This window comes from Actinomadura sp. B10D3 (assembly GCF_039871695.1).
GTDB classification, from domain to species: Bacteria; Actinomycetota; Actinomycetes; order Streptosporangiales; family Streptosporangiaceae; genus Spirillospora; species Spirillospora madurae.
On record NZ_JBDPLY010000003.1, the window covers coordinates 67,436 to 89,380 of the forward strand.

The 21,945-nt window shown below is 74.0% G+C and carries 21 protein-coding genes; 6 read left to right on the plus strand and 15 right to left on the minus strand.

Annotation, left to right across the window (positions count from 1 at the left end; genetic code table 11):
- Window positions 1-137: 137 nt before the first annotated feature.
- The gene (locus ABGB11_RS06420; protein ID WP_347629791.1) at window positions 138-1,685 is read left to right on the plus strand and encodes an alpha/beta hydrolase; all 1,548 of its coding nucleotides are present in this window, start codon (window positions 138-140) and stop codon (window positions 1,683-1,685) included.
- Here the strand turns inward: ABGB11_RS06420 and ABGB11_RS06425 are convergent.
- The 4 genes from ABGB11_RS06425 to glnA form a co-directional block, all read right to left on the minus strand.
- A complete protein-coding gene (locus tag ABGB11_RS06425; protein ID WP_347629793.1) occupies window positions 1,682-2,074 on the minus strand; it encodes an OsmC family protein in 393 nt (130 codons plus the stop codon). The genes ABGB11_RS06420 and ABGB11_RS06425 overlap by 4 nt on opposite strands.
- 62 nt (window positions 2,075-2,136) lie before the next feature.
- Window positions 2,137-4,272 (minus strand): SNF2-related protein, encoded by a 2,136-nt coding sequence (locus ABGB11_RS06430; protein WP_347629795.1) that lies wholly within the window; start codon window positions 4,270-4,272, stop codon window positions 2,137-2,139.
- Window positions 4,269-6,140: an SNF2-related protein gene (locus tag ABGB11_RS06435; RefSeq protein ID WP_347629797.1), complete on the minus strand. Its 1,872-nt coding sequence runs from the start codon at window positions 6,138-6,140 to the stop codon at window positions 4,269-4,271. The genes ABGB11_RS06430 and ABGB11_RS06435 overlap by 4 nt, the downstream gene beginning before the upstream one ends.
- 295 nt (window positions 6,141-6,435) lie before the next feature.
- Window positions 6,436-7,860, minus strand: a complete 1,425-nt coding sequence (glnA, locus tag ABGB11_RS06440) for a type I glutamate--ammonia ligase (protein ID WP_347629799.1) — start codon at window positions 7,858-7,860, stop codon at window positions 6,436-6,438.
- Window positions 7,861-8,014: 154 nt separating this feature from the next.
- On the opposite strand from glnA, the gene ABGB11_RS06445 reads away from it, so the two are divergent.
- Window positions 8,015-8,503, plus strand: coding sequence for an RDD family protein (locus tag ABGB11_RS06445; RefSeq protein ID WP_347629801.1), 489 nt, complete (start codon window positions 8,015-8,017; stop codon window positions 8,501-8,503).
- A 47-nt stretch (window positions 8,504-8,550) separates the two neighbouring features.
- On the opposite strand, the gene ABGB11_RS06450 is transcribed toward ABGB11_RS06445, so the two are convergent.
- Both ABGB11_RS06450 and lipA read right to left on the minus strand, forming a co-directional pair.
- Window positions 8,551-9,246 (minus strand): DUF4191 domain-containing protein, encoded by a 696-nt coding sequence (locus tag ABGB11_RS06450; RefSeq protein WP_347629803.1) that lies wholly within the window; start codon window positions 9,244-9,246, stop codon window positions 8,551-8,553.
- A gap of 36 nt (window positions 9,247-9,282) precedes the next feature.
- On the minus strand, window positions 9,283-10,212 hold the full coding sequence (gene lipA, locus ABGB11_RS06455; protein ID WP_347629805.1) for a lipoyl synthase: 930 nt from the start codon (window positions 10,210-10,212) through the stop codon (window positions 9,283-9,285).
- Between the two features lie 216 nt (window positions 10,213-10,428).
- Between lipA and ABGB11_RS06460 the strand changes: the two genes are divergently transcribed.
- Window positions 10,429-10,929, plus strand: coding sequence for a YfbM family protein (locus ABGB11_RS06460; protein ID WP_347629807.1), 501 nt, complete (start codon window positions 10,429-10,431; stop codon window positions 10,927-10,929).
- Window positions 10,930-10,968: 39 nt separating this feature from the next.
- Here the strand turns inward: ABGB11_RS06460 and lipB are convergent, their stop codons facing one another.
- From lipB to ABGB11_RS06495, 7 genes are all read right to left on the minus strand, one after another.
- On the minus strand, window positions 10,969-11,661 hold the full coding sequence (gene lipB / locus ABGB11_RS06465; protein ID WP_347629809.1) for a lipoyl(octanoyl) transferase LipB: 693 nt from the start codon (window positions 11,659-11,661) through the stop codon (window positions 10,969-10,971).
- 38 nt (window positions 11,662-11,699) lie between these two features.
- Entirely contained in the window at window positions 11,700-12,437 is a 738-nt protein-coding gene (locus ABGB11_RS06470) for a peptidase E (protein ID WP_347629811.1), read from the minus strand.
- A 105-nt stretch (window positions 12,438-12,542) separates the two neighbouring features.
- Window positions 12,543-13,430 (minus strand): TIGR01777 family oxidoreductase, encoded by an 888-nt coding sequence (locus ABGB11_RS06475; protein ID WP_347629813.1) that lies wholly within the window; start codon window positions 13,428-13,430, stop codon window positions 12,543-12,545.
- 128 nt (window positions 13,431-13,558) lie between these two features.
- Window positions 13,559-15,064 (minus strand): 2-oxoglutarate dehydrogenase, E2 component, dihydrolipoamide succinyltransferase, encoded by a 1,506-nt coding sequence (sucB, locus tag ABGB11_RS06480; protein WP_347629815.1) that lies wholly within the window; start codon window positions 15,062-15,064, stop codon window positions 13,559-13,561.
- Window positions 15,065-15,099: 35 nt separating this feature from the next.
- Complete coding sequence (gene lpdA, locus ABGB11_RS06485; protein WP_347629817.1) at window positions 15,100-16,491, minus strand: dihydrolipoyl dehydrogenase; 1,392 nt, start codon at window positions 16,489-16,491, stop codon at window positions 15,100-15,102.
- A gap of 158 nt (window positions 16,492-16,649) precedes the next feature.
- Window positions 16,650-18,182 (minus strand): leucyl aminopeptidase, encoded by a 1,533-nt coding sequence (locus tag ABGB11_RS06490; RefSeq protein WP_347629819.1) that lies wholly within the window; start codon window positions 18,180-18,182, stop codon window positions 16,650-16,652.
- A 192-nt stretch (window positions 18,183-18,374) separates the two neighbouring features.
- A complete protein-coding gene (locus ABGB11_RS06495) occupies window positions 18,375-18,680 on the minus strand; it encodes a hypothetical protein (protein WP_347629821.1) in 306 nt (101 codons plus the stop codon).
- A 6-nt stretch (window positions 18,681-18,686) separates the two neighbouring features.
- Between ABGB11_RS06495 and ABGB11_RS06500 the strand changes: the two genes are divergently transcribed.
- Complete coding sequence (locus tag ABGB11_RS06500) at window positions 18,687-19,043, plus strand: hypothetical protein (protein WP_347629823.1); 357 nt, start codon at window positions 18,687-18,689, stop codon at window positions 19,041-19,043.
- Here the strand turns inward: ABGB11_RS06500 and ABGB11_RS06505 are convergent.
- Entirely contained in the window at window positions 19,036-19,794 is a 759-nt protein-coding gene (locus tag ABGB11_RS06505; RefSeq protein WP_347629825.1) for an adenosylcobinamide-GDP ribazoletransferase, read from the minus strand. The genes ABGB11_RS06500 and ABGB11_RS06505 overlap by 8 nt on opposite strands.
- Entirely contained in the window at window positions 19,791-20,735 is a 945-nt protein-coding gene (locus tag ABGB11_RS06510; RefSeq protein WP_347629827.1) for a bifunctional adenosylcobinamide kinase/adenosylcobinamide-phosphate guanylyltransferase, read from the minus strand. The genes ABGB11_RS06505 and ABGB11_RS06510 overlap by 4 nt, the downstream gene beginning before the upstream one ends.
- Before the next feature lie 67 nt (window positions 20,736-20,802).
- On the opposite strand from ABGB11_RS06510, the gene ABGB11_RS06515 reads away from it, so the two are divergent.
- Both ABGB11_RS06515 and ABGB11_RS06520 read left to right on the plus strand, forming a co-directional pair.
- Window positions 20,803-21,684 (plus strand): thioredoxin domain-containing protein, encoded by an 882-nt coding sequence (locus ABGB11_RS06515; protein ID WP_347629829.1) that lies wholly within the window; start codon window positions 20,803-20,805, stop codon window positions 21,682-21,684.
- Window positions 21,685-21,737: 53 nt separating this feature from the next.
- Window positions 21,738-21,935, plus strand: coding sequence for a hypothetical protein (locus ABGB11_RS06520; RefSeq protein ID WP_021599187.1), 198 nt, complete (start codon window positions 21,738-21,740; stop codon window positions 21,933-21,935).
- The last annotated feature ends 10 nt before the right edge of the window (window positions 21,936-21,945 follow it).

The window sequence follows — 21,945 nt, forward strand, 5'->3', positions numbered from 1 at the left end:
CCCCGGTCACCTACCCCGCAGCGCGGAGCCTATGGACTTGATCAGGAGTCAGCATAGGAGGCCCTGGGTAGGTCCAGGGCGCCCCCCGCGAGTCGACGGGGGGACGAATGGCCAGGTATTCGGGTATACCGGGCGTAATGCCGGTCTTGGTCGGGTCACTGGCCGTTTTCGGACTGATCTCCCTGTCCCTCGCGGGAGGGACGCCCGTCCCCCGGACGGTGGCCGCCGAGCACCGCGCGGCCCCCGGCGCCCCGCCCCCGGCCGTCCCGCCGCTCCGGTGGAAGAGCTGCACCGGGCTGCCGCCCGCGCCGCCGGGGAGCAAGACCCCGCGGGCCGGGTTCCGCTGCGCGACGCTCCATGTGCCGTTGAGCCATGCCGACCCGGCGGGCCCGCGGATCGGCATCGCCCTGCTCAAGGTGCCCGCGACCGACCGGCGCCACCGCATCGGCTCGCTGGTGTTCAACTTCGGCGGGCCCGGCGGCGACGGCGTCGACACGCTCGCCCAGACCGCGGGCGAATACGCGGCCCTGCGCGCCCGCTACGACCTGATCGGGTTCGACCCCCGCGGCGTCGGCCGCAGCACCCCCGTGACCTGCGTGGGCGGCCGCGGGCTGGACAGGCTCCTCGCGGAGGACGACAGCCCCGACACCGCCGCCGAGCAGAAGGCGTACATGGCGCGCCGCGCCGCGTACGCGCGGGCCTGCGAGGCGCGATCGGGGGCGCTGCTCCCGCACGTCGGCACGCTGGACGCCGTCCGCGACCTCGACCTGATCCGCGCCGCGCTCGGCGAGCGGAGGCTGAACTACTTCGGCGTCTCCTACGGCACCTGGCTCGGGGGCGGCTACGCGCACCGGTACCCCGCCCGGGTGGGGCGGGCCGTGCTGGACGGCGCCGTCGACACCGGGAAGGACCCCGCCGAGCTCGCGCTCGGGCAGGCCGCCGGGTTCCAGCGGGCCCTCGGCGAGTTCGGGGCGGCGTGCGCCCGCCTCGGGCGGAGCCTGTGCCCGCTGGGGAAGGACGGGCCGTCCGCCGTCGCGTCGATCGGCCGGATCCTGGCCGGCCTCGACCGCAGGCCGCTCCCCACGTCGTCCGGCCGCAGGCTCACCCAGAGCCTCGGCACGACCGCGGTCGCCGCAGGCCTGTACTCCCGGAAGGCCTGGCCTTACCTCGCGCAGGGCCTGGCCGACGCCGTGAAGCGCCGCGACGGCTCCCTGCTGCTGTTGCTCGCCGACCTGCAGAACGGGCGGCGCGCGAACGGCGCCTACAGCAACTTCTCCGCCGCCAACACCGCCATCACCTGCGCGGACGGCGCGGACCGCTACACCGCGGACGACGTGCGGGAGCTGCTGCCGACGTTCCGCGCCGTCTCGCCGATCTTCGGGCCGTCCATGGCCTGGGGGCTGACCCAGTGCACGGGCTGGCCGGTGGAGGGCGACGACGACGCGCGCGAGGTGTCCGCGCCGTCCGCCGGCCCGATCCTCGTCGTCGGCACCACCGGCGACCCCGCCACCCCGTACGCGTGGGCGCCCGAGCTGACGAGGAGGCTCGGCGGTGGCGCCACGCTCCTCACCCTCCGCGGGGAGGGGCACGGCGCCTACGCCACCGGCGACCGCTGCGTCCGCCGGGCCGTGAACGCCTACCTCCTGCGCGGAAGCGCGCCCCCCGCCGGCATGACCTGCGGCTAGACGACCTGCTCGACCTTCATCGGCTCCCGCAGCGCGCTGCCGACCGTGCAGTACTTCTCGTGGACCCGCCCGGCCACGGCCTTCAGGACGTCCGCGGCCTCGGCGTCCCCCTCGGGGAGCTCGACGTCATAGGTCACGGTGATCGTGCCGAGCGTGCTCGTCGCGATCTTGTCGGCCTGGACGGTCGCGGCGAGCCGCGCCATCCGGTGCCCGCGCTTGGCGGTCAGCGGCTCGACGGTGACCAGCTCGCAGCCGCCGAGCGCCGCCAGCAGCAGCTCGACCGGCGTGAAGACGCCCTCGGTGTCCCCGTCGCCGATGGCGACGCTCGCGCCCCGCCCGTTGACGGCCCGGAAGCCGTCCTCGGTGCGCTCCACCCTGACCTCGGCCATGACATCCCCTTTGATCGTCCGGTCTCCGCCCACCTGAACACGGAAGCCCCGGACGTTCTTCCCTACATCCCGAGCCGCTCCTGCTCCTCCGCGACGATCTGCCGCGCCAGGGCCTGCTCGGAGATGTCCACCGCGTCCGGCGTCTGCTCCGCGAGGTCGCTGCGGCGCGCGTACTCGTCGAACAGCATCGTCTTGGCCTGCAGGATCTCCAGCATCCGCGCGTCCACGCCGCCGGGCGTCAGCAGCCGGTGCACCTGCACCGTGCGGACCTGCCCCATCCGGTGCGCGCGGGCGACCGCCTGCGTCTCCATGGTCGGCTTCACCTGCGGCTCGCACAGGATCACGACGGAGGCCGCCTGGAGGTTGAGCCCGACCCCGCCCGCCTGGATCTGGGCGAGCAGGACGGCGTGGCCGGGCTCGGCGGTGAACGCGTCCACGATCTCCTGCCGCCGCTCGGGCGTCGTCCCGCCGGAGATCGGGCCGCGCGCCGCCGGGCCGAGCGCGTTCTGGACGGCGGCGAGCACGTCCCGGAAGTAGGAGAACACCACCACCTTCAGGTCGTTGGCGTCCGCCTCCTCGACCAGCTCCACCAGGCGCGCGAGCTTGGCCGACCTCTTCGGGACGGCGTACGCCGCCCGGCGCATCGCCATGAAGTTGCCCTCCGCCACCGCGTCCCGGTAGGCCCGCGCGTCGGCCCGGCTGAACTCCTCCAGCTCGTCCACGTGCACGACCTCGGGCAGCTCGACCAGCACGTCCCGCTGGTTGCGCCGCAGGTACACCGGGGCCACGGCCGAGCGGAACGCCCGCGCCCCCATCGCCGCGTCGCTCGTCCGGACCTCCTTGGCGAGCTCGGGACGCAGGTGCGCGACCAGGCTGCGGAACTCCTCGACCCGGTTCTCCATCGGCGTCCCGGTCAGGAACAGAACATGCTCGGTCCGGCGGCACCACGCGCCGACGGCGCGGGCCCGGCGGGTCTGGTGGTTCTTGGCGTAGTGCGCCTCGTCGACCACGAACATGCCGACCGGCACGTCGTCCGGGACGTCCAGACTGTGCAGCGTGGCGAGCGTCGTCACGGCGATCCCGCCGTCCCCGGCCCACTTGCGCAGCGCGGCGGCGCGCCCGGACCCGTGCAGCGGGTGCGCGGCCATCGTGCTGCGCGTCTCGATCTCCCGCACCCAGTTGATCAGCACGCTCGCGGGGCACGCCACCAGGAAGTGGGTGGCGCCCTCCGCGCGCAGATGGGCCATCGCGGCGATCGCCTGGATCGTCTTGCCGAGCCCCATCTCGTCGCCCAGGATCACCCGCCGCTGGACGAGCGCGAACCGCGCCCCGAACGCCTGGTACCCGCGCAGCGACACCCGCCGGTGGGCGTCGTCGAGAGCCTGCGCCTTGACCCGGGCGGCGAGATCGCCCGGCAGGAAGCCCTGGGCGGCGTCCCGCTCGGGGTCCTGCGCCGCCACCTCGGCCAGCAGGGTCTGGTAGTCGGACGCGCGCAGCTCGAAGTCGATCCACGCCTCGTCCGGCGACACCGCGGGCCGCAGCAGGTCCACCGACGCCTGCGCCACCAGCAGCCGGGTCCCGCGGCCCTCCTCGGTCCGCAGGGCCTCCGCCAGCTCGCCGACCGCCTCCCGCGCCCGCTCCCGCCGGGCGGCCCGCGCGAAGATCCGCCGCCACCACGATCCGGCCGGCCGCGCGTCGCGCACCAGCGGCCCGAACCGCTCGTCCACGCCGTCGGCGGCGGCCCGCGCGCGCGGCAGCTCCGGGCCCGCGTTCACCAGCCGGTGCAGCGCGGTGACGATGGGCGTCATGGTCTCGTCCCGCCGGTCGACGTCGACCCGCACCGACGCCGACCGCTCCGCCGCCTCCCGCAGGCTCTCCGCCGCCGCGTGGAGCTGCCGCGCGGTCTGCGGCCCGATCCCGGGCAGGAGCTGGAGGCGGTACGGAGTGGCGTCCAGGACGTCCGCGACGGTCGCGTACCCCGCGTCCTCCAGGGGCCCGAGCCGCAGCCGCCCCTCCGTGACGTCCTTCAGCCGCGCCAGCGGGATGGACCCGAGCTGCTTCCGCGCCGCCTCCGCCCGCAGCGGCGCGAGCGCCCGGTGCACGTCCGCGAGGGCGCGCCGATGGTCGGCGATCAGGTCGCGCGCGGCGCTCAGCAGCGCGTGCCCGCCCCGCAGGATTTCCTTGGCGTCGTCCGTCATCCCGATCCCTCGCCGCTCCACTCGTCCACGGTCCCGGGCGCGACCAGCCGGTGCACCCGCAGCATCCCTGCCGGGCCGGCCCCGAGCACGCGCCCGACGGCGCGAGCCTCCGCGTCCGGATCCTCCTGCGGCTCGCAGAAGACCATCAGGGACACGCCCCGCGGGCTCGGCCCGTCCGCTCCCGACCCGGCCACCAGCACGGCGTGCCCGTCCTCGGCGGCGAACGCCTCCGCGATCACCTGCCTCCCCCCGGTCCCGAGCACCTCCCGGGCGGAGGCGAGCACCTCCGGGAAGCGGGAGAGGACGACGACCTTCCGCCCGTTGGCCTCGGCCTCCCTGACCAGCTCCTTCAGCCGCCGGAGCCTGGCCGTCCTCCGGCCCGGCGCCACCAGCTCGTCCACGCGCACGACGTCCGGCAGTTCCGTCAGCACGTCCCGCTGGTCGCGTCTGAGGTGGACGGGCGCGACCGCCACCCGGAACGCCCGCTTCCCCAGGGCCGCCTCCTGCGGGCGGATCCCCTCCGCCGCCTCGGGCGGCAGATGCCCGACCAGGCTGCGGAAATCCTCGACCCGGTCCTCCATCGGCATCCCGGTGAGGAGCATGACGTGCTCCGTCTCCTTGCACAGGCGGGCGACCGCCCGCGCCCGATGCGTCCAGGAGTTCTTCGTCTGATGGGCCTCGTCCACCACGAACATCCCGAGGGCGGGGCGGACCTCCATGTAGGGCAGCCAGTCCAGCGGCGCCACGGCGACGCCGCCCCTGCCGGACCATCTCTCCAGCGCCGCGTCCCGGTCCGGGCCGTGGATCAGATGTGCCTCGACCGAGCTGAAGGTCTCGATGTCGCGGACCCAGTTGAGCAGCACGCTCCCCGGGCAGGCCACCAGGAAATGCGTCGCGCCCTCACCCCGCCGGTGCGCGATGGCGGCGATCGCCTGGACCGTCTTGCCGAGCCCCGCCTCGTCCCCCAGGATCACGCGCCGCCGCAGGAGCGCGAACCGCGCCCCGAACGCCTGGTACTCCCGCAGCGACACCTTCAGGTAGGTGTCGTCGAGGGGCTCGTCCCAGACGTCCGCCGCCAGCCCCTCCGGCAGGAACCCCTCGGCGGCCTCCCCGGCGGACACCAGCCCCGCCACCTCCGCGAGCTCGGCATGGTAGGCGTCGGCGTTCCGCTGGAAGTCCTGCCAGGCATCGTCCACCGGGACACGGCCCCCGATCAGGCCCGGCGACCTCAGCAGCGCGGCGCTCGAACTCTCCAGGAGGCCCGAGAGCTCGGCGGTCGCCTTCCTCGCCAGGTACCGCGCGTCCGGCGGCAGCAGCACCCTGCGCCACCCCACCGCCCGCCTCGCGTCGTGAACGTTCCTGATGCAGAACGTCTCCACCCATTCGGCGAACTCCACGGCGCGCCGCAGCTCCGGGTTCCCGTTCAGCAGCCGATGCAGCGCGACCACGAGCGATTCGGTGCGCTCGTCCCGCGGGCCGATCGTGATCCGCAGGCTCGCGGAGCACGTCGCCGTCGCGAACAGCTCGACCGCCGCCGCGTGGAGCCACTGGGCGGTATCGGGCCCGAGCCCGCGCAGCAGCGCGAGCGCGCCCGGCGTCGAGCCGAGCACGTCCGCGACGGTGACGAACTCCGCCCCGCGCACCGCGCCGAGCCGGATCGGCCCGTTCGCGACCTGCTTCAGCCGGGCGACAGGAACGGACCCGAGCCACTCCTGGGCCGCCACCGCCCGCCGCCCCGTCGCCACCGTCTCGACGTCGGCGCACACCAGCCGGTACTCGGACCTCAGCTCGCGCGCGGCACGCCGCAGCACCTCGATGTCCCGCAGGACGCGCTTGGCGTGCTTGGTCATCCCGCCCTCCGCGGACATGATGCCAGCCCTCACCGACACCCGGCAGGGAGCCGTCACCCGGCCCGGCCCGGCGGTCCTGCCGCGCACGTCGTCCCGGTCGCGGAGCCGCCCGCGAGCCACCGAACCCGTTCGGCCTGACTCCCGCTGGTGCGACGCGTGCGGTCGGCGAGCTGCGACGCCCCCCATGAAGCAGACACCGCGCCGGCAAGGTCATCGACAGACGGCCGCCGGCCGTGCCTTCCTGCTCGGAAGGGCACGGCCGGCGGCCCAGATGGCCCGGGAGCGCGGAAGTCCGCGCTGACCTGGGGTGATCTTAGATGTCGTAGTACAGCTCGAACTCGTGCGGGTGGGGGCGGAGGCGGATCGGGTCGATCTCGAACTCGTTCTTCATCGCCATGTAGGTCTCGATGAGGTCCGGGGTGAAGACGCCGCCTTCCAGCAGGTAGTCGTGGTCGGCCTCCAGGGCGGCGAGGACCTCGGGGAGGCTGCCGGGGACCTGGGGGATGGCGCGGGCCTCCTCCGGCGGCAGCTCGTAGAGGTCCTTGTCGACCGGCTCGGCGGGCTCGATCTTGTTCTTGATGCCGTCCAGCCCGGCCATCAGCATGGCGGAGAAGGCCAGGTACGGGTTGCAGGACGGGTCCGGGACGCGGAACTCGATGCGCTTGGCCTTCGGGTTCGAGCCCGTGATCGGGACGCGGATGCACGCCGACCGGTTGCGCTGCGAGTAGACCAGGTTGACCGGCGCCTCGAAGCCGGGGACGAGGCGGTGGTAGCTGTTCACCGTCGGGTTGGTGAAGGCCAGCAGGGACGGCGCGTGCTTGAGCAGGCCGCCGATGTAGTAGCGGGCGTTGTCGGACAGGCCCGCGTAGCCGACCTCGTCGTAGAAGAGGGGCGAGCCGTCCTTCCAGAGGGATTGGTGGCAGTGCATGCCCGAGCCGTTGTCACCGAAGATCGGCTTCGGCATGAACGTGACGGTCTTGCCCTCGGCGCGCGCGACGTTCTTGACGATGTACTTGTAGAGCAGCAGGTTGTCGGCCGTCTTCAGGAGCGTGTCGAAGCGGAAGTCGATCTCGGCCTGGCCGGCGGTGCCGACCTCGTGGTGCTGCATCTCCACCTGGATGCCCGACGCGATGAGCTGGGACACCATCTCCGAGCGCAGGTCGGTGTAGTGGTCCATCGGCGGGACGGGGAAGTAGCCGCCCTTGTAGGGGGGCTTCGCGCCGAGGTTGCCGCCGGCCTCCTCGCGCCCGGTGTTCCAGGCGCCCTCGACCGAGTCGAGGTAGTAGTAGCCCGCGTTCTGCCTGGTCTCGAAGCGGACGTCGTCGAAGATGTAGAACTCGGCCTCGGGGCCGAAGTAGCACGTGTCGGCGATGCCGGTGCCGCGCAGGTAGTCCTGGGCCTTCTTGGCGACGTTGCGCGGGTCGCGGCTGTAGGGCTCGCCCGTCAGCGGGTCGTGCACGAAGAAGTTGAGGATCAGCGTCTTGTGCTGGCGGAACGGGTCGACGACCGCGGTGCTCGGGTCCGGGAGCAGGAGCATGTCCGACTCGTGGATCTCCTGGAACCCGCGGACCGACGAGCCGTCGAACATGAGCCCCTCGGTGAAGACGCTCTCGCCGAAGCTCTCGACGGGGAACGTGAAATGCTGCATCTTGCCCGGCAGGTCCACGAACCGGCAGTCGACGAAACGCACACCTTCGTTCCTGATGTAGCTCAGGACCTCTTCGGCGCTGCTGAACATCCAGCCTCCTCAGGGCGGTTCTTGGCTCACTGCACGCTATGGCGGCGCCGTTTCCCGGCCATGTCTCGTATGTTTCCGCTGTGTTACGCGTCACTCCGGGCCTGCCGGGGGAGCCGCGTCGGGGGGCCGCGGGGGACCGGATAGCGTAGGGGCCATGAGCGGTGGCAAGGGGCGGCAGGAGGCGGCCGGGCCGCGGTGGACGCAGACCTGGCTCGGCGGGGCGCGCTCCGCCGGCGCCGACCTCGGCGAGCCCGGGAAGCGGATCGGGCTGCCCGCCGGCGGCAGCGGCGCCGTCGCGTCCTACGGCCGGCGGCTCGTGGCGCTGTTCATCGACTGGGGCCTGTCGATGCTGGTGGCGAGCCTGCTCGCGCGCTCGCTCGGCTGGGAGCCCGCCGAGCGCAGCATGGTGACGCTGCTCGTCTTCGGCGTCCAGGCCTGGGTGCTCACCGCGTTCCTCGGCACGACGATCGGCAAGCGGCTGTGCGGCATCCGCGTCGCCCGCCTGGACGGGCGGCCCGTCGGGCTCGGCTGGGCCCTCGTCCGGACCCTCCTGCTGCTCCTGGTCGTCCCCGCCCTGATCTGGGACCGCGACTACCGGGGGATGCACGACCGCGCCGGCAACACGGTCGTCGTCAACATCTAGGCCGGAAACGGGAAAGCGCCCCCGAGGGGGCGCTCCTCCCATGTCCGTCAGCGCATCTTCGGCTTCGGGCCCTTCGGCATCTTCGCGCCGCGCGGCATCGGGCCCTTCGGCATCTGCATCGAGCGGGGCAGGGCCTGGAGGCGGTCGTTCAGCTCCGCGACCTGCCCCTTGGTGAGGTTGCGGGGCAGCTTCATCAGGTGGCGCTGGAGCTTGCCGACCGGGATCTGGCCCTCGTCGTCCCCGACCTGGACGTCATAGATCGGCACCTGCTGGGCGGCGCGGGAGATGCGCTTCTTCTCGGCGCCGAGCAGCGGGCCGACGCGGCTGCGGGGCCCTTCCGAGACGAGCACCACGCCGGCGCGCCCGACCGCGCGGTGCACCATGTCGAGGTTGCGGTTGCCGCTGACGGCCTCGGTGACCGTCCAGTTGCCGCGCATGTTCTTCAGGATCGCGGCGGCCGCGCCCGGCTGCCCGGCGATCACCTTGTACTGGGCGCGCTGCGCGAGCTGCCCGAAGACGATCATGCCGACGGCGGCCGCGGCGAGGACCCCCAGCGGGATGAAGAACCACAGCTGGCCGATGATCAGCCCGATGAGGATGACGACGACCAGGGTGCCGATCGCGGACGCGAACACGATCGGCAGTGCCTTCGGGTCGGCCTGGCGCAGCACCTGGGCGACCATGCGGATCTGCTTGAGGCGACCCGGACTCTCCTGGGCCCCGTCCGTGGGCTTTTTCGACATGAATCCAAGGATAGTCCGGCCGGGGTGGTCGCGGGTTCACCCCTCGCGCGCGGAGATCGCCTGCTGGTAGAGGCGGCCGGCGCGGTAGCTGGAGCGCACGAGCGGGCCGGACATGACGCCGGCGAAGCCGATCTCCTCGGCCTCCGCGGACAGCTCCACGAACTCCTCCGGCTTCACCCACCGCTCCACCGGGTGGTGGCGGGGGCTCGGCCGCAGGTACTGGGTGATCGTGACCAGCTCGCAGCCCGCCTCGTGCAGGTCGCGCAGCGCCTGCGAGACCTCCTCGCGCGTCTCGCCCATGCCGAGGATGAGGTTCGACTTGGTGACCAGGCCGTCCTCGCGGGCCCGGGTGAGGACCTCCAGGGACCGCTCGTACCGGAACGCGGGACGGATCCGCTTGAAGATCCGCGGGACGGTCTCCACGTTGTGCGCCAGCACCTCCGGCCGGGACGAGAAGACCTCGGCGAGCTGCTCGGGGACGGCGTTGAAGTCGGGGATCAGCAGCTCGACGCCGCAGCCCGGGATCGCCGCGTGGATCTGCCGGACGGTCTCGGCGTACAGCCAGGCGCCGCCGTCCTCCAGGTCGTCGCGGGCGACGCCGGTGACGGTCGCGTACTTCAGGCCCATCGTGGCGACGGACTCGGCGACGCGGCGGGGCTCGTCCCGGTCGAGGGCGGCGGGCCGGCCGGTGTCGATCTGGCAGAAGTCGCAGCGGCGGGTGCACTGGTCGCCGCCGATCAGGAACGTGGCCTCGCGGTCCTCCCAGCATTCGTAGATGTTGGGGCAGCCGGCCTCTTGGCACACCGTGTGCAGGCCCTCGGATTTCACCAGGCCCGTGAGCTCGCGGTACTGCGGGCCCATCTTCAGCCGTGTCTTGATCCACTCGGGCTTGCGCTCGATCGGGGTCTGGCTGTTGCGCGCTTCGACGCGCAGGAGCCTGCGCCCCTCTGGAGTCACCGTCGTCACGCGTCCCAGACTACGTCCCGATCTCCGGTGCCGGCACACCGGCCACCCGCCGCCGGGCGCGGCCTCCGGGGGCTTCGAAGCCGTATCGGACCGATCTCGAACGTATGACAGTACCTCGATCGTGCAGCCGATTCGCGTGTTTCGGCCATGTCCAACTGTGGACCTCTCTAGGGTGACTCCCTGTCGTCACGCAACAGCGTCAGCAGGAGGACCACCGTGGGTCTGGCAATGTCGTACCTCAGGGTGCCGCCCGTGCTGGAGGGGGAGCCCGATCCCGGCCGGATCGCCCGCCACGTCTTCGGTGACGCGAACTGGCGCCGGCGCGGCTCCGCGGAGCTGTTCGACCTCGGCTGGGCGTGGCAGGCGATGCACTACCTCGTCACCGGCGACCCGTGGGAGGGCCGGCAGCCCGAGGCGGACGTGGTGTGCGGCGGGCGGCTGCTCACCGAGGACGGCGCCGACGAGCTGGGCATGGACGTCATCTACCTGGCGCCGGACCGGGTCAAGCCGACCGCCGACCACCTGGCCGCGACGCCGTTCGCGAAGGTCGCGGACCGCTACGACCCGGCGGCGATGGGCCGGGCCGGGGTCCAGGACGCGGGACGGCTCGACGGCGCCGCCCGCGACAAGGTCCTCAAGCCCGCCTACAAAGGCCTGACCGAGTTCTTCCAGGCGGCCGCCACCGAAGGGCAGGCCGTCTACAAGGTGATGGCCTGACCGTCCGGCGCCCGGACCCGAGCGCCGGCGGCGGCGATGTCAGAGCGCCAGCTGCGCCGTGGTGCGGTGGAGCGGTTCCGCCGCGCCCAGCGCCGCCGCGAGATGCCGCTCGACCAGCGGGACGGTCTCGGCGACCGTGACCCGGCGGCCGAGCTCCAGGCTGAGGTTCGTCGACCCCACGTCCCGGATCCCGCAGGCGACGATCTTGTCGAACCAGCCCATGTCGTTGTCGCAGTTGAGCATGAAGCCGTGCATCGCGACGCCGCGCGCCACCCGGATCCCGATCGAGCCGATCTTGCGGTCGGGGGCGCCGGGCACCCAGAGCCCGCTGCGGCCCTCCACCGTCACGGTCTCCAGGCCGAGCTCCGTGCAGACGTCCATCATCATCTGCTCCAGCAGCCGCACGTATCCGACGACGTCCGCCGGGTCGGGGAGCCGGACGATCGGGTAGCCGGTGAGCTGCCCCGGGCCGTGCCAGGTGATCTTGCCGCCGCGGTCCACGTCCACGACCGGGGCGCCCGGATCGCCGAGGGGCCGGTCGAGCGCCGCGGTCCGCTTGCCCGCGGTGTACACGGGCCGGTGCTCCATCAGCAGGACGGTGTCGGGGATCGCGTCCTCGACCCGCAGGGCGTGGGTGCGCTTCTGCAGCTCCCAGCCCTCGTCGTAGGGGACGGCCGCCGTGCCGAACCCCGCGTGCACCACCACCAGCTCGCGTACGTCCACATCGCTCACGCCTGTCAGCTTATGCCGTGGACGTGCCGGCCCGCGCGTCAGAGGGCGGCGAGCAGCCGGGGCTCCAGCCGGTACTCCTTCGCCGTCCCGGGCCCGTCGGGCTCGATGCGGTAGGCGCCCGCCTCCCGCCGGTACGAGACGGCCTGGACGAACTCGGCGCCGACGTAGTGCAGCGCGACCTTCTCGTCGGCCGCGTAGCCGCCGGGCAGGGTCCCCTCGCCGACGAGCTGCTGCAGCAGCGGCCGCCGCTGCGGCTCGCTGTCGTAGTGCACCCCGCACGAGTACGGCAGGAAGCCGAGCCCGTCGGTCATCGGGCGGAGCTGCGGGCCGAAGGAGTCGGTATTGCCGCCGACGTGCCAGCACAGTGCCCCCGCGCTTTGCCCGGACAGGACGACGCCCTCCTGCCACGCCTCCCGCAGGATCTCGTCGAGCCCGTGCAGCCGCCACAGCGCCAGGAGGTTCGCGACGCTCCCGCCGCCCACGTAGACGAGGTCCTGGGCGAGCAGGTGCGCACGCATGTCGGCGATGTTCGGCATCGGGAACAGGGCCAGGTGGCTGACCTCGGCGTCCATGGAGGAGAACGCCGCGTAGGAGCGCGCGATGGCCTGGAGGCCGTCGCCCATGGCCGTCGCGATGACGCACACCCGGGGCCGGTCCTGCCCGGTCAGGTCGAACGCGTAGCGCAGCAGGGGGCTCGGCAGGAACCCGTCCCGGCCGTCCGGAACGAACGAGCCCCCGCCGATCGCGAGGATGTGCGGCTGTCCGTCGGTGCTCATTCCACCCCTCCTCGTAGGCCGGGTCGCCTCTGTGTCACCGTATGGGCACGGAGCGGAACCGGGTCGGACTTTGACGATTCTTGGCGGTCACAAGGCCACTGGTGGTCACAGGGCCGCGGCGATGGCCGCCTCGACGTCCTCGTGCGCGAACCGGAACCCGCTCTCCTCCAGCCGCCGCGGCAGGACCCGCTGGCTGATCAGCGGCCCCTCGTCGGCGAACCCGCGCAGCGCCGCCCGCAGCGCGAACCGGGGGACCGGCAGCCGCGCCGGCCGGTGCAGGAGGCGGCCGAGCGTCCGCGTGTACTCCTCGTTCGTGACGGGGTTCGGCGCGGTGAGGTTGACCGGCCCGGCGATCTCGTGGTCGATGAGGAACCGCAGCGCGGCGACCTCGTCGGCGAGGGAGATCCAGCTCGTCCACTGCCGGCCGTCGCCGAGCGTGCCGCCGAGCCCCAGCCGGAACAGCGGGAGGGTGCGGCCGAGCATCCCGCCCTCGCGGGCCAGCACGACGCCCGTCCGCGGATGGAGGACCCGGACCCCGGCCTCCCGTGCGGGAGCGGCGGCGGCCTCCCAGTCGCGGACGAGCTCGGCGAGGAACCCCTGCCCCCGCGCCGCCTTCTCGTCCACCTCCTGGCCGCCGGTGTCGCCGTAGTACCCGATCGCCGACCCGCAGACGAGCACGCGGGGCCGCGGGTCCGCGGTCGCGATCGCCTCCGCGAGCGTCCGGGTGCCGGCGAGCCGGCTCTCGCGGATCCTGCGCATGTACGCCCTGGTCCACGGGCGGTCGCCGATGCCGGCGCCCGCGAGGTGCACGACGGCGTCCGCGCCTTCCAGGGACGCCTTGTCGACGCACCCGTCCGCGGGCGACCACTGCGCCTCGTCGGATCTGGACGGCTCCCGCCGTATCAGCCGGACGACCTCATGGCCGTCCGCTCGAAGTGACTGCACCAACGCCGAGCCGATGAGACCCGACGAGCCCGTGATTGTGACCCTCATGCTCCCAGCCTAGGGCGATCACGCCACCGGGCGGTGAGAATCTCAGCCGGGTCCCGCGTTTCCCCGGACATGCGGACGCCCCGCCGCCCGGACCGGGCGGCGGGGTATCCGCGGAGTCGCGGGAGGTGTCAGAGGCCCAGCTCGGCCTCGAAGTTGCCCTCCTCCAGGCGGTGCTTGACCGTGGCGAGGAAGCGGGCGGCGTCCGCGCCGTCGATCAGGCGGTGGTCGTAGGTCAGCGCCAGGTAGACCATCGACCGGACCGCGATGACCTCGCCCAGCTCCGGGTCGTCGATGACGGCCGGGCGCTTGACGACGGCGCCGGTGCCGAGCATGCCGACCTGCGGCTGGTTGAGGATCGGGGTGTCGAACAGCGCGCCGCGGCTGCCGGTGTTGGTCAGCGTGAACGTGCCGCCGGCCAGCTCGTCCGGGCTCACCTTGTTGGTGCGGGTGCGCTCGGCGAGGTCGGCGATCCGCTGCGCGAGGCCGCCCAGGTTCAGCTGGCCCGCGTTGTGCACGACCGGGACCATCAGGCCGCGCTCGGGCACGTCCACCGCGATCGAGAGGTTCTCCACGTCGTGGTAGGTGACCTCGTTGGTCTCGGCGTTGATGACCGCGTTCAGCTTCGGGTGCGCCTTGAGGGCCTCGACGGTCGCCATCGCGAAGAACGGCAGGAACGACAGCTTGACGCCCTCGCGCGCCTGGAAGTCGGCCTTGGCCTGCTCCCGCAGTCGCGCGATCTTGGTGATGTCCACCTCGACCACGGTGGTGAGCTGCGCCGACACCTGGAGCGACTCGACCATGCGGCGGGCGATCGTCTGCCGCATCCGCGACATCTTCTCGGTCCGGCCGCGCAGCGCGAGCTGCTCGGCGGGGGCGGCGGCGGGCGCCGGGGCCGCGGGCCGCGCCGCGGGGGCCTGTGCCGGGGCCGGGGCCGGGGCGGCGGGCGCCGCTGGGGCGGCGGCCTGCTGGGCGGCCTGCTGCGCGGCGCGGGCCGCCTCCAGGACGTCCTGCTTGCGGATGCGGCCGCCGACGCCGGTGCCCTTGACCGTGGCGAGGTCCACGTTGTGCTCGGACGCCAGCTTGCGCACCAGCGGGGTCACGTACGGGCCGTCGCCCGGCTCCGCCTGCGGCTGGGCCTGCTGGGACGCCGGGGCGGGGGCGGGCGGCTGCGCGGGCTGCGCCGGCTGCGGAGCCGGGGCGGGCGCCGGGGCGGGCGCCGGGGACGGTGGGGCGGCGGGCTGCTGCTGCGCCGGCGGCGGCCAGGCGGCGGGCGGCGGTGCCTGCTGCTGGGGCGCCTCCTGCGCGGGGGCGGCCTGCTCGGCCTGCGGGGCGGGCGCCTCCTGCGCGGGCTCCTGCTCCGCGGCGGCCGGGCCGCCGCCGCCGGACGGCGCGTCGCCCTCGTCGCCGATGACGGCCAGTTCGGCGCCGACCTCGACGGTTTCGTCCTCGGCGACCGTGATGCTGGTCAGGATGCCCGAGGCGGGCGAGGGGATCTCGGTGTCGACCTTGTCGGTGGACACCTCGAGGAGCGGCTCGTCGGTCTCGACGCGCTCGCCCTCCTTCTTGAGCCAGCGGGTGACGGTGCCCTCGGTGACGCTCTCGCCGAGCTGGGGCATGGTGACGGAGACCGGCATGTCTCAGCGACTCCTTCGTATTACTTGTGCGGCGTTCAGCCGTGCACGTGCAGTGGTTTGCCGGCGAGGGCGAGATGTGCCTCGCCGACCGCCTCGGACTGGGTCGGGTGCGGGTGGATCAGCTGGGCGACCTCGCCGGGCAGGGCCTCCCAGTTGTAGATGAGCTGCCCCTCCGCGATGAGCTCGCCGACGCGTGCGCCGACCATGTGCAGGCCGAGGACGGGGCCGTCCACGGCCGCGATCACCTTGACCTCGCCCTGCGTCCCCAGGATCTTGCTCTTGGGGTTGCCCGCGAGGTCGTAGGTGACCTCCTTGATCTCGTACCCGCGCTCGCGGGCCACGGCGGACGTGATGCCGACCGAGGCCACCTCGGGGTCGGAGTAGGTGATGCGCGGGACGCCGTCGTAGTCGATCGGCGGCGGGGTGAGCCCGCTCAGCCGCTCGGCGACGAGGATGCCCTCGGCGAACCCGACGTGCGCCAGCTGCGGCGTCGGGATCAGGTCGCCGACCGCCGAGATGGTGGGGACGCTCGTCCGGCAGTACTCGTCGACCTTGACGAACCCGCGCTCGGTCTCGACCCCGGCCTCGGCGAGGCCGATGCCGTCGGAGACGGGGCCGCGCCCCACCGCGACGAGCAGCAGCTCGGCGTCGATCGTCTTGCCGCCTTCGAGCGTGACGGAGATGCCGCCCTGCGTCGTCTTGGCGCTCTCGAAGCGGGTGCCGAGCTCGTACTTGATGCCGCGCTTGCGGAAGGCGCGCTCCAGCCGCTTGGAGCTGCTCTCCTCCTCCAGCGGCAGCAGGTGCGGCAGCGCCTCGACGATCGTGACGTCGGCCCCGAACGAGCGCCACACGCTGGCGAACTCGACGCCGATGACGCCGCCGCCGAGGATCACGACCGACGCGGGGACGTGCTCCAGCCGCAGCGCGTGGTCGCTGGAGATGACGCGCTCGCCGTCGATCTCCAGGCCCGGCAGCGATTTGGGCGCCGAGCCGGTGCCGAGCACGATGTGCCCGGCCTCGATGGTGCGCGTCCCGTCGGCGGTGGCGACCTCGACCGTGGTCGGCCCGGTCAGCCGGCCGGTGCCGTGCACGACCTCGATGCCGCGCGACCTGATGAGCCCGGTGAGGCCCTTGACGGTCGTCGAGACGACCTTGTCCTTGTAGGCGTTCACGCCTGCGACGTCGATCCCCTCGAAGGTGGTCTTGACGCCGAACTTCGCCGCCTCGCGGGACTGGTCCGCCACCTCCGCCGCGTGCAGCAGCGCCTTGGTGGGGATGCAGCCGCGGTTGAGGCACGTCCCGCCGAGGGAGTCGTCCCGCTCGATGAGCGCGACGGACCTGCCGAGCTCGGCGGCGCGCAGCGCGCACGCGTACCCGCCGCTGCCGGCACCCAGGACGACGATATCGAAGGGGCCGTTGTTGGCCACTGGAGGCTCCCTTTCCCCGGTTTGCGGCGCCGCGTGGATCACGGCGCCCGTGGGTGGGCGGGCGCGCCGGTCACCGGGCGCCGCGCCGCCACGAGAAATCTATTCTGTTCTCCGCCCGGTCACAGCGGGCGGGTCCCCCGCAGAATTCCCGCCGCCCTCTACAGGACGCCCGCGGCGACGTCCTCGGCGATCTGGACCAGCGTGCGCGCCGCGGCGCCCGTGCCGCCCTTCGGCGTGTACCCGTAGGCCTCGCCCTTGTTGAACGAGGGGCCCGCGATGTCCAGGTGGGCCCACTTGACGCCGTCCGGCACGAACTCCTTCAGGAACATCCCGGCGACGAGCATGCCGCCCCACCGCTCACCGCTGATGTTGGCGATGTCGGCGACCGCCGAGTCGAGGCCCTTGCGCAGCTCGGCCGGCAGGGGCATGCCCCAGGACGGCTCGCCCGCGCGCTCGGCCGCCGCGACGACCTTCTCGCGGACGGCGTCGTCGTTGGCCATGACGCCGGTGGTCCGGGTGCCGAGCGCGACGAGCTGCGCGCCGGTCAGCGTGGCGACGTCCACGATCAGGTCGGGGGAGTCCTCGCCGGCCCGGACGAGGGCGTCGGCCAGGACGAGCCGGCCCTCGGCGTCGGTGTTGAGCACCTCGACGGTCTTGCCGCCGTAGATGCGCAGGACGTCGGACGGGCGCTGCGCGGTGCCGCTCGGCATGTTCTCGGCGATGGCCAGGTAGCCGACGACGTTCACCTTGGGGCCGAGCTCGGCGATGGCGGCGAGCGCGCCGAGCACGGCGGCGGCGCCGCCCATGTCGGACTTCATCCAGTCCATCGCGTCGGTCGGCTTGAGGGACAGGCCGCCGGAGTCGAAGGTGATGCCCTTGCCGACCAGGGCGATGGTCTTGGACGCCTCGGGGTGGGTGTAGGCGAGGCGGACGAGCCGCGGCGGGTTGACCGAGCCCTGCCCGACGCCCGCGATGCCGCCGTAGCCGCCCTCGACGAGGGCCTTCTCGTCCAGCACCTCGATGGCCAGCCCGGTGTCGGCGGCGACCCGCTCGGCCTCGCCGGCGAGGTCCTCGGGGGAGAGGTGGGACGGCGGGGTGTTGACCAGGTCGCGGACGAGCGCGACCGACGCGGCGAGGGTGCGCGCCCGCTCGACGGCGGCCTCCTCGGACGCGGGGCCGATGAGGACGATCTCCTCGACGGGGCTCTTGTGGCCGTCGCCGGTGCGGAACGAGTCGAAGGAGTAGGCGCCGAGCAGCGCGCCCAGCGCGGCGGCCCCGACGGCCTCGGCGCTCTCGGCCGGCAGCGCGACGGCGACCCGGGCGCTGCCCGCGAGGGAGCGGACGGCGGCGCCGGCGGCGCGGCGGAGGTCTTCGGCGGTCGGGTCCTCGCCCAGCCCGGCGGCGACGATCACCTTGGCGGCGACGGCGCCCAGCGACGGCAGCTTGGTGACCTCCCCGGCCTTGCCGGTGGCGCCGAGCGCGGTCAGCGCGTCCGCGAGCCGGCCGTCCAGCGCGCGGTCGAGCGCGTCCGTTCCGGCGGCCGGTGCGGCACCGGACCCTCCCGGGCTGACGCCGATCACGATCGCGTCGACGTCGACGCCGGCCAGGTCTGCGCTGTCAAGGCTGATGCTCGTCACGTAGCCCGATAGTAGTCCTCCCGGTGACCGGTTTCGCCCTTTTGGATCAAGCATTGCCCTGCCCGGCGGGTCGTTCCGGCAGGGCTCGCCGGGCGCCGCGGGCGGCCGGACCGGCCCGGCCGCCCGCCGGCCGGGGTGGCGGAACTCGGCCCGCCGGGCGTCCCCGCGCAGGTGGGAGCGGGGGCGCCCGGCCTGCGGGGTGACGTATCGGGGGCCCTATTCATCTATTCCGATTGATTTAGTAGGTTAACGGCGGTGACCAGGAGAGACACCGCCACGGCGACGCCGGCGGAGGCGCGGCGGCTGCGCGCCGACCGTGGCGTGGATCTGCGTGATCTCCGCCGAGATGATCTCCGCGGCCGTGGCGATCGGGCGGTCGCCGCGGCTGCTCGAACTCCAGCGGCTCGCCGAGACCGGGCCCGCCGTCGCCGCGATCACCCCGTACCTCGCCGATCCGGACCCGAAGGTGCGGCGGGCGGCCGTCGCGACCTCACCGAGGTCGCGCCCGACGGCGTCGCCGGAGCCCTCGCGACGGCCCTCGCCGACCCGCACGGGTCGGTGCGGCGGGCCGCCGCGACCGCGCTCCGGGAGCTGGTCGAGATCCTGCCCGCCACGGCGGAGGTCCGGAACGGCCTCACACTCGCCCTCGGCAGCGGGGACGCGCTGGTGCGGGCCGCCGTCCTGGACGTCCTGCGCGCGCTCGGGCTGGGCTCGCGGGCCGCGTTCCGCGGCGCTCGGCGGCCTCATCCGGGACGGCGACGACCTGGTCAGGGCCGCCGCCCTGCACGAGCCGGCCTGGCAGGTCCGGACGGGCGCCGCGCGCGGGCTCGCCGCCGCGTCCCCGGACGCCCTCGCCAGGGCGCTGAGCGACCCGGACGCCGAGGTCGCGCCTACGCCCGGCACGCCCTCAGCTGAGCGCGGCGAGAGCCACCAGGGCGGCCGTCGTGGCGACCTCGACCAGCGCGCCGAAGACGTCGCCGGTGACGCCGCCCAGGCGCCGGACGGCGCGGTGCAGCACCGGGGCGGCGGCTGCCAGGCCGGCGGCCACCGCCGCGACGCCGTGCAGCGCGCCGCCGATACCGCCGGCGGCCGCCCCGGCGCCCGCGGCGGCCACCAGGACGGTCCCGGTGGCGGCCAGCGCCGCGCCCGCCGGGACCGAACCCGCGACCAGCGCGCCGAGGCCGCCGGGCCGCGCGGACGGGACGCCCTTCCGGCAGGCCCAGGGGAGGGTCAGGCGGCCGGCGACGGACGCGACGAGCACCGCGACGGCCGGCTGGGGCGCCGAGGCCAGGGCGGCGACCTGGACCAGCAGGGTCAGCAGCAGCGTGACGACGCCGAACGGGCCGATGTCGGACCGCTTCATGATCGCCAGTGCCTCGGCGGCGGGCCGGCCGCTGCCGAGCCCGTCCGCGAGGTCGGCGAGGCCGTCCAGGTGCAGGGCGCGGGTGGCCGCCGCGGTCGCGGCCACCGCGAGCGCCGCCGCCAGGAGCCGGGAGAGGCCGAGCAGGTCGCCGGCGAGCAGCACCAGGGCGGCGGCGCCGCCGGTGATCAGCCCCACGGCGGGGGCGAGCAGCATGGCCGGCCGCGCGGTGTCCCGGTCGGCCCGGCCGGTTCCGAGCGGCACGACGGTGAGCAGCGTGACCGCCAGCCGCAGCCCCGCGATCACGGGAGGTCCACGACGCGTCCCGCCACCACCAGCGCCGCCTCCTCGGACTCGGCCGCGAGGCGCTGGTTGAGCCGGCCGAGCGCGTCGCCGAACGCCCGTCCGGACGCCGTCGCGGGCACCAGCGACAGGCCGACCTCCTCGCTCACCGCGACGACCCGCGCCCGCGTGCCGCGCCAGGCCTCGACGAGGGCGTCCAGGCGCGGCCGCACCCGGGAAGGGTCGTCCCAGGCGCCGGTCTCGTCCATGGCGGCGGCCAGCCACGTGCCGATGCCGTCCACCAGGACAGGTCCGGTCGCGTACCCGAGCACGCCCGCGAGGTCGGTCGTCTCAGCGGTGCCCCACCAATCGGGACGGCGCCGCCGGTGTGCGGCGACCCTGGCCGTCCATTCCGGGTCGTCGTCCCGCACCGGGCCCGTGGCGACGTAGAGGACGTCGGGGCACGCCGCCAGCCGCAGCTCCGCCTCGGCCGACTTGCCCGACCGCGACCCGCCGAGGAGCAGCGTCCGGAACGGGCCCTCCTGCGGCCGTCTCCAGAAGGCCATGCGCCGTTCCAGCTCGGACGGCGACGGCAGGCGGTGGTCGGCGTGGACCGCGAGGACCTCCGTCCCAGGCGTCACGGCCCCGGTGCGGCGCAGCAGACCCAGATGTTCGGGGGAGCCCGCCAGGTCGAGCAGGACGGCCTCGTACTCGGCGCCGGTCGGCGGCTCCGGCCTGCCGCCCGGTCCCGACGCCACCAGTGCGCGCCCTCCGCCCGGCGCGCGCACCTCGTACCCGCCGGGCACGTCGGTCCGCGGCAGATCCTCCAGCGCCACCCCGTCCACCACGGCCTCGAACGGATCGAGCCGGACGCCGGCGGCGCGCAGCCGGCCGCACGACGCGCACCGGCACTCCGGCGCCGGCCACCCCTGGCCGGAGGCGATTCCCTTGACCTCGACGTTCATCTCGGTCGGAACTCTACGGCTACTCTCACCCCTACGGATGACAGCGTCACCATCAGGAGGAGCGCCGGTGGGCAACCCCCCGAACCCGCACTGGCCGGGCCCGCCGGGCCCGCCGGGCCCAGGCGGGCCGCAGCCGCCCTATGGACCGCCGCCCGTCCCGCCGGGCGGGCCCTTACCCGGAACGCCGGGCGGTCCCGGCTGGCAGCCCGGCCCGCCCCCGCCCCCGCGCAAGGGCGGCGGCGGGCTCGTGATCGCGCTGGTCGGCGGGGGCCTGGTCCTGGTGCTGGTCCTGGCGGCGGTCGTCGTGCTGGTCGCCCAGAGCGGCGGCGACGACGCAGGGGGCGGCGGCGACGTGCCGCTGCGGGTCGGCAAGATCGCCGGCGGCGCGGAGGCCCGGCCCCTCGCGGACGGGAGCCTGGAGATGGCCCGGCCGGGCGTCACCTCGCCCGTCGTCGACATCTACGAGGACTTCGCCTGCCCGCCCTGCGGCGCGTTCGACCGCAAGCACGACCCGATGCTGAAGGAGATGGCGGTCGCGGGCCGCGCCAAGGTCGTGTTCCACCCGATGCTGGTCTTCGGCGAGAGCGTCCAGCCCGCGCACGACAACTCGCTGCGGGCCGCCGCCGCGCTGCGCTGCGTCGGCGACGGCGCGCACTGGCTCTCGTACCAGGACGCCCTCTACGCCCACCAGCCGGCGAGCGAGAACACCACCGGCTACACGACCGACGAGCTGCTCTCCTACGCGAGGCCGCTGGGGCTGACCGGCGACGACTTCACGTCCTGCGTGAAGCAGCAGACCCACGCCGACAGCGTGAAGACGGTCAGCCGGCGCTACATATCCTCGGGAGTCCGGGGCACGCCGAGCGTGCGGATCAACGGGCGGACGCTCGACTCGTCCGACACCGGGAGCCCCGAGGAGCTGCGCCGCGCCATCGAGGCCGCGTCCTGACGGGGCCGGGCGGGGAAGCCCGCTAGTCTCACCGCGACGAGGGAGGTCGAGCGATGGCGTGGAGCTGGCGTTTGGAGAAGGCCGACGGGAGCGCGGCCGGCATGTCGGAGGAGACCTTCTCCACCCAGGCGGACGCGGAGAGCTGGCTGGGGGAGAACTGGCGGGGACTGCGCGCCGAGGAGGTCGACAAGGTGACCCTCCTGGACGGCGAGACGATCGTGTACGGGATGAGCCTGCACGACCCGGAGTGACCTGACCCGC